The sequence below is a fragment of the Kribbella sp. genome (genome assembly GCF_035687465.1).
Lineage (GTDB): Bacteria > Actinomycetota > Actinomycetes > Propionibacteriales > Kribbellaceae > Kribbella.
The window spans coordinates 1-6,890 of sequence record NZ_DASRXP010000148.1 but is presented as its reverse complement, the minus strand read 5'-3'; the positions used below and the strand labels follow the sequence as shown (position 1 = coordinate 6,890).

The window sequence follows — 6,890 nt, the reverse complement described above, 5'->3', positions numbered from 1 at the left end:
GCCAGCGCTCGCTCATCGCCGCACCGGGCTGTGCCGCCGGCCACTGCCACCAGCAGATCCCGATCGCGACGACGCCGGCCACTGCGAAGACGATCGCGGGGATCGTCACCAGCCGCGGCTTGGCCCGTCGGAACCAGAGGCACGCCAGCGCGGCAGCAACCGCAGTACCGGCGATCGGTGCCCACACGGGGTACCCGGTCACCTCGTCCGGAGCAGCGGGCCAGTGTGGTGCGGCGCCGAGGCCTCGGCCAAGCAGGACGGAGGCCGCGACCACCACGCCGAGGGCTGCGCCCAGGTAGATCATCGGGATCAGGCCGGCGATCGGCCGGGCCGCTTTCGGCGCCCAGGAGGCGAGCTCCCGGGCCACGTTGTCCCGGGCTGCCTGCTCCCACTTCTCGTGGCCCCAGCTGGTCGCGTACAACGATGTCCCGGCCAGGTTCTGCAGGAAGGTCATCCGGCCGCGGGCGAAGTCCCGGTCGCTGACGTGCGCGTACTCCTGCCGGATGCCGACCGCGTACTCGTCGTACCGGTCCGCGGCCAGGCTGAGGATGCGCAGGTCGGCGTCGCAGAGCACCGCGCCGTTGGCGTCGTCCGGCTCGCAGTCGTGCTTGGCGGTCAGCCGGATCAGCCGGCCGACCTCGGCGACCCGGTCTGCGTCCACGCCGTACGCGGACAGTTCGAGCTCGGCCAGTTGCGCCGAGACCTCTTCGTTCTCGCCCGGGTCGGCCTGCGGGTCGTAGATCGCGTCGTGGAACCAGGCCGCCAACCGGACCGTGTCCGGGTCGTCGGCCAGATCGGCGAGCTCGTCGATGGTGGCGAGCATCTCGGTGAGATGTTGCTGGGTGTGATAGTGCCGCTGTTGCTCTGCGTAACGAGCCAGCAGATCCTCACCCAGAGGCTGTGCGTGCGGCAGCAGGCGATCCCACCTCATCCGCAGCTCCATGGCATGTGAGTCTGACACCGGTCGAAGGCCCGGACCGACCGATCCGGGGTTCGGAGCTAGGGTCGTGGCCAAAGCGATATCGGCTCGTCACCTGACCGGTGCGGTGGGGGTGCGGCCAGCGGAGAAAGGGAGACGCCATGCGCTTCGGGTTGGTCGGAACGGGTCCCTGGGCCAGGTACACGCACGGACCTGGTCTGTCGGCGGCCGACGGCGTCGAACTGGTGGGCGTCTGGGGGCGGAACACCGACAAGGCGAAGGCGTTGGCTACAGACCTCGGGGTGGCCGGGTACGACGACTACGCAGAGTTACTCGAGCTCGTCGACGCCGTGGCTTTTGCGGTCCCGCCGCGGATTCAGGCCACGATGGCCCTCGAAGCGGCTGCCGTGGGCAAGCATCTCCTGTTGGACAAGCCGGTCGCCGACTCGATCGACGATGCCCGGGCACTGTCCGACGAGGCCGCCGCCGAGGGGATCGCGTCGGTGGTGTTCTTCACCGCCCGGTTCGCCCCGGAGAGCCGGGCGTTCTTCGCCGAGGTCCAGGCCACCGGCGGCTGGAAGGGCGGCTGGTCCCGAATGCTGGCAGCACTCGACAAGCCGGGCGGTCCGTACCGCGACTCCCCGTGGCGGCGCGAGCAGCGCGGCGCGCTCTGGGACGTCGGGCCGCACGCACTCTCGCATCTCGACGCCATGCTCGGCCCGATCGCGGAGCTGCGCGCGATTGGCGGCGAGGGTGATCTCGTGCATCTGGTGATCACCCACGAGTCCGGCGCGACCAGCACGGCGAGCGTCTCCTTGTTCGCACCGCCGGCCGGGACCAGCTTCGAGACCGGCGTCTGGGGAGAAGCCGGTACTGCGCTGCTGCCGGCCGGGGATACCCCGGCAGTCGAGTCGTACCGGATCGCGGCGCAGGAACTGGTGGCTGTGGCCGAGTCAGGTGATTCGCACCTGGTCGACGTCACCTTCGGGACGCGCATCGTCGAGCTGCTCGCTTCTGCGGAACAACAGTTGGCCGACAGGGCGTAGTACTGGCTAGCGCAGGGCGATGACGGTGCCGTTGCCTGAGGTGAGGAGGAGGTTGCCGACCGCCCGGACGTCGCGGCTGCAGGAGATGGCGTTGGGCAGCCGCACCTGGCGGAAGCCCGCACGGCTGATCATGTTGGCGTAGCAACCGTCGGACCCGCGCGCGAGCGACACCACCCGCCCATCGGTGGTGACAGCGACCCGCGCCCGTGGGTTGACCCCGGCGGTGGTCTGCCAAGCGGTCTCGCCCGTCGTGGCATCGATCGCCGTCACCACTGTGGTGCGGTTCTCCTGTGTGTCCGGACCAGGGCAGTCCACCACGATCAACTGGTTCCCGGCCGCGTTCAGCAGGCTGCGGCAGGCCCAGGTGCGCGGTACCGGCCAGCGCCACTTCGTCGCACCCGTGCGCGGCTCAACCGCCACCAGAGCCGCCGGTACGTCGGAGTCGCCGCCGGGCTCGGCCACGACCACCACACCACCGACCACGACGGGCCGGCGGTACATGTCGGTCGGCGACTTGCTCCACAACGTCTTGCCGCTCTTCAGGTCCAGCCCGACCATCTCGTCCGGATCCTGGCCACAGCTGTGTCCCAGGAAGGCGACCACGGTGTCCTGCGTGGCGACCGCGCCGATGTCCGTGCACCTGCCGGGCTCGAAGGTCCACCGGTCGTTGCCGTCCGGGTCGACCCCGTGCAGCTTGTCCGAACCACGGCTGACGTCTTCGCCAGTCAGCAACGGATCCGCTTGCTGGACTGTGTGGTCCCTGGACCGGCCCGGCCAGGCTGCCTTGCGCTTGCCTGTGTTCGCATCGAGCAGCAGATAGCCGACGTCGTCGAACTCGGCCACTACATACTCGCCGTCCTGCGTGGCGAAGATGTTCGGCTTCTCGTCCGAGTCGGAGCGGCTGTAGCGCCATCGCAGGTCCCCGGTCTCGGCATCGAGCATCTCCACCACCCCGGTCTGCCGCGGGAGGGCGATGCCGTATTTGGTGCCGACGGCATCCTCCGCCCCACCGCCGGACTGGCCATGACTCTCCCAGGCGACATTGCCGTCCACGATCGACTCCGGCCGCTGCCCGGCCGGCTTGAGCCCGCCTTCCACCTGCTCGTTGGAGGTGAGCACATAGCTGCGGGCCAGCGGCTGCACGATCAGCAGGAGAGACACTGCGATCACCCCTGGTACTGCGAGCCACGCCAACTGCTGCCCGAGGTTTCGCGAGGGGAGAAACCGGGCCGTCCGGGTGCGCAACAGTGAGGCGACCAGAGCCGCGGAGCCGGCTAGCAGCAGCAAGAGGAACGCAGAGATCAGCAGAGGCACCCGCAGCCCGACGCCCAGAGCGGGGCTGGTGACGGGGACCTGTGCCCAGGCGACCAGCAATCCGGTGACCGCAGCAGCGACTACACCGCCAGAGACGAGCCTGGCCAGCTGGGTGCTGCTACGAGCACACCGGAACAGCACAGGAGCGCTGATGAAGGCCAGGACCGCCAGAACGACCGGCGGCCACCCAGTCTCGGACTCCGAGGCAGGGATCTGCCAGGAGGCGCCTGCTGCGGCTACGGAAACCACAGAGGCCGCGATCGCGCTGAAGGTCGCCGTAGCGGCCAGGCTCGCTTGCTGCCAGCCGCGCCACGGTGCAGGGAGTTCGCTGTCGAGCCCGGCGAGCTCTGCCTCCAGGTTGGCCCGAGCAGTGGCGCCCATTCGTTGCCGAGCCAGCTGGGTCCTATACAGGTGCCCGTCGAGCAGTACCTGGACTTCGTCGTACCTGCGCTCGATGGCGGTGGCCCGGTCGCCCGCGTCCCGCCGTACTTCGGAGCTGTGGCCGGCGTAGCGGCTCGGATTCGTGGCGAGGATTGCGTTCACGGCGTCCAGCAGGACATCGCCGTTGGCGTCGCGCCGGGGTGGTGCGTAGGAGTCGGGCGGGGGAGTGGCCAGGTCCCCGGTCAGCCTGACCAGGCGAGCCACCTCGGCGATGCGGATCGGGTCCACGCCGTACGACGGCAGCGTCTGTTCGGCCAGCCGGGCCGATGCCTCGGCGTCCTCGGCCGGACCTCCGCCGGGCTCGTGCACCGCCCGGTGGAACCACGCGGCCAGCCGGACCGAGGTCGGATCGGTGCTGAGCTGGATCAGCGACTCGAGCGCGGTCAGCACGGTGTCGAGGTACTGGTCGCGGTACGCGCGGCGGTTCCGCCCGACGTACCTGGCGATCAAATCGTCGGCCAACGCGGTCGAGCCGGGAACCAGCTCTTTCCACCGCTCACGTAGGGCCAACACCGCCACAGTCTGACAGCCGCACCGCAACGACCGCCCCTCGATCTGCCCTCCGAACGCTTGCGGTTGCCGTACAACCACCGGAGTCAGGGGCGCGGTCGGTGGAATGCGACTCCTCCGCCATCTACCATGCGGATGAGGAAACCATAATCTAACGGAAGGCGAACTCGTGGCGCGTGCGATCGGTCGTGAGGCCGGGCCCGGGACGCAGAGCGTCGAGCGGGCGCTGTCGCTGCTGTCCGAGTTCACCGAGGCCCATCCGCAACGCCGGGTCTCCGAACTGGTCGAGGCGACCGGTCTCGGCCAGTCCACGGTGTCCCGGCTGGTCGGCGCGCTGGTGGCTCTCGGCTTCCTGGCCTACGACCAGCGCAGCGGCCTGTACGGCGTCGGTCCCCGGGTGATCACCTTGGCCGGCATCGGGCTGAACGAGATGCCGGTCCACCAGCAGTCCCGCCAGGTCGCGCAGAACCTCGCCGCGGACCTGAATTTGGGCGCGAACGTGGCCGAGCGCCGGGGCGCCGAGATGTTCTACCTGTGTCACTTCGAGGGACGGGCGGCCGGCCGGTCGTCGACCCTGGTCGGTCGGACCGGTCCGTTGCACGCCACCGCGATCGGCAAGGCACTGATCAGCGAGCTGCCCCGGTCCGAGTGGCAGGAACTGCTCGGCGACGACCTGGCCCGCTACACGCCGCACACCGTGACCGACGCGGATCAGCTGGAGAAGATGCTTCGCCAGGTGCGGGAGCGCGGCTACGCGCTGGAACTCGAGGAGTTGGCGTTCGGCCGGGCCTGTCTTGCCGCGCCGATCCGGGACAGGACGGGCACGATCGTCGCTGCGCTGTCCGTGTCCGGGCCACTGTCGGCGATGGATCTGCCGACCAGGGAGGAGACACTGGCCATGCAGGTCATCGAGCAGGCGGACCAGATCTCTTCGGGCCTGGGCTACCACGCTTCGGCCGCGGTGAGCTGACCCGCCGCACGACCAGTACCGCGGCGAGCGCGGCTGTCGCCGGCCCGAACACGAGAGCAGCCGGAGCGACGTACCAAGCCCCTACAGCCAGTACTACGAATACGCCGGTCGCCGCGACAGGTAGAACCGGTCGACGCCAGCTGAGGTGGATCGCCAGCAGCCAGAGGTCGCGAACCGTCCGACCCGGCCCGGCCGATGCCACAGCGGCAGGCAGCAGCCACAGGGTGACCAAGTAGCCCAGCATCACCACAGACAGAGGCACAGCCAGGACGGTCTGCCTGGCGGCAACAAGGTAGAACCCCAGGACCCAGACTGTGGCGAGCGGTAGCCCGAGCACCAACTGGCCGCGGCCGAGCCACTCGCGCCAGGCGGACCAGAACCGTGCCCACGGGCGCACCTCTGCGTCATCCAGGTAAGCCAGTAGCAGTTGGTGAGCTGCCAGTGTGGCTGGAGCCAGCCCGGCGATCACCATCCCGGCCGCAACACCCAGGAGCCACAGGAAAGTCACCAAGGCCAACCGCAGCGGCCAATCGAGCAGTCGGTAGATGGGCGCGGCCCGGCCCGTCAGCTCGACCTCAGGCATCTTTCAACCTGGCTTGCAGATCGGCCCGCCCGACCACGGCAGGAGAGAGCACGGACAAGCCGCCGTCCACCGGCAGGACTACCCCGGTGATGCCAGATGCCCTGGGCCCGGCCAGGAACGTCACCGCATCGGCAACCTCGGTCGGCAGGATGGTGCGGCCGATCGGGTAGCCGGCCGCGGCGTCGGGCCGCTCTGCTCCGCCGACCATCCCGGGTGCCACCGCGTTGACCCGGACACCGCGGCCGGCGTACTCCACTGCGAGTTGCCGGACCAGGGCATCGACTGCGCCTTTGGCGGCGGTGTAGGCAGCCGCCCAGGGTGCTGCCACCAACGTGTTCACCGAGGAGACGGCGACCACTGCGGCCGCGTCGCTCTCGAACAGGTGGGGCAGCGCGGAGCGGACCGGGAAGAAGAAGGTGTCGAGCGTGTTCGAGAGCGCGTCGAACCACTGTGCATCGGTGGTCCGGTGCGCAGGTTCGAGTGGCATCCGTCCGGCGGCCGCGACGAGGATGTCCAGCCCGTCGAACTCGGCCACGACGTGTCCGACAACCTCGGCCGCGGTGTCGGGTTCGGAGCAGTCGGCGGCCAGGTGCAACTCCAGCCCGTCAACCGGCTTGTCCTCCAACGACGCCCCGGCGACCCGGCAGCCGTCCGCGGCCAGCGCGGCCACGATCGCCGTACCGATGGGGGTGGTTGCCCCGATCACCAGAGCGCGGCGCATCACCGGACGCACGCCGCGCGGACGGCATCCTCGTCGACCTCGATCCCCAGACCCGGACCGGTCGGTACTGCGAATCCGAGCATGCCCGGCTCCAACGGCGTCACCAGGACATCGTTGACCGGCCCGAACAGCATCGGGTGGAACTCGTAGGCCAGCAGGTTCCCGACGGCCGCCGACGCGTGGATGCTCGCGGCCATGATGATCCCGAGCCCGGACGAGTGGTGTGGCGCCAGCGGGGTGAACCAGGTCTCGGCGACCGCCGCCAGATCCAGCAACTCGGTGATCCCGGTCCGGCCGGGATCCGGCTGCAGGATCGAGGCAGCACCGCCTACCAGCCATGGCTTGAACTCCTGCCGATGCCGCAGGCTCTCACCGATCGCGACCGG

At 69.6% G+C, this 6,890-nt stretch carries 7 protein-coding genes; 2 read left to right on the top strand and 5 right to left on the bottom strand.

Going from position 1 to position 6,890, the window contains the following annotated elements; genetic code table 11:
- Positions 1-931 (bottom strand): HD domain-containing protein (locus VFG33_RS07605; RefSeq protein WP_524538121.1); only part of this gene is annotated, 931 nt, incomplete at its 3' end.
- A gap of 149 nt (positions 932-1,080) precedes the next feature.
- Between VFG33_RS07605 and VFG33_RS07600 the strand changes: the two genes are divergently transcribed.
- Positions 1,081-1,965, top strand: coding sequence for a Gfo/Idh/MocA family protein (locus VFG33_RS07600; protein WP_325023853.1), 885 nt, complete (start codon positions 1,081-1,083; stop codon positions 1,963-1,965).
- A 6-nt stretch (positions 1,966-1,971) separates the two neighbouring features.
- On the opposite strand, the gene VFG33_RS07595 is transcribed toward VFG33_RS07600, so the two are convergent.
- Entirely contained in the window at positions 1,972-4,233 is a 2,262-nt protein-coding gene (locus VFG33_RS07595; RefSeq protein WP_325023852.1) for a BamB-related PQQ repeat family beta-propellar protein, read from the bottom strand.
- Between the two features lie 166 nt (positions 4,234-4,399).
- Between VFG33_RS07595 and VFG33_RS07590 the strand changes: the two genes are divergently transcribed.
- Positions 4,400-5,200, top strand: a complete 801-nt coding sequence (locus tag VFG33_RS07590) for an IclR family transcriptional regulator (RefSeq protein ID WP_325023850.1) — start codon at positions 4,400-4,402, stop codon at positions 5,198-5,200.
- Here VFG33_RS07590 and VFG33_RS07585 read toward each other — a convergent pair.
- The 3 genes from VFG33_RS07585 to VFG33_RS07575 all read right to left on the bottom strand — a co-directional run.
- Positions 5,136-5,783, bottom strand: coding sequence for a DUF624 domain-containing protein (locus VFG33_RS07585; RefSeq protein WP_325023847.1), 648 nt, complete (start codon positions 5,781-5,783; stop codon positions 5,136-5,138). The two genes, VFG33_RS07590 and VFG33_RS07585, sit on opposite strands and share 65 nt — an antisense overlap.
- Positions 5,776-6,504 carry an SDR family NAD(P)-dependent oxidoreductase gene (locus VFG33_RS07580; protein WP_325023845.1) on the bottom strand — a complete coding sequence of 243 codons (729 nt, stop codon included), beginning with the start codon at positions 6,502-6,504 and terminating at the stop codon, positions 5,776-5,778. The genes VFG33_RS07585 and VFG33_RS07580 overlap by 8 nt, the downstream gene beginning before the upstream one ends.
- Positions 6,504-6,890: enolase C-terminal domain-like protein (locus VFG33_RS07575; protein ID WP_325023843.1), on the bottom strand; the 387-nt coding region annotated here is incomplete at its 5' end. The genes VFG33_RS07575 and VFG33_RS07580, both read right to left, overlap by 1 nt.

What these genes read in the sequence shown, in the direction of transcription:
- VFG33_RS07600 (WP_325023853.1), top strand. Translation starts at nt 1,081, where the DNA reads ATGCGCTTCGGGTTGGTCGGAACGGGTCCCTGGGCCAGGTACACGCAC.
- VFG33_RS07585 (WP_325023847.1), bottom strand. Translation starts at nt 5,783, where the DNA reads ATGCCTGAGGTCGAGCTGACGGGCCGGGCCGCGCCCATCTACCGACTG.
- VFG33_RS07580 (WP_325023845.1), bottom strand. Translation starts at nt 6,504, where the DNA reads ATGCGCCGCGCTCTGGTGATCGGGGCAACCACCCCCATCGGTACGGCG.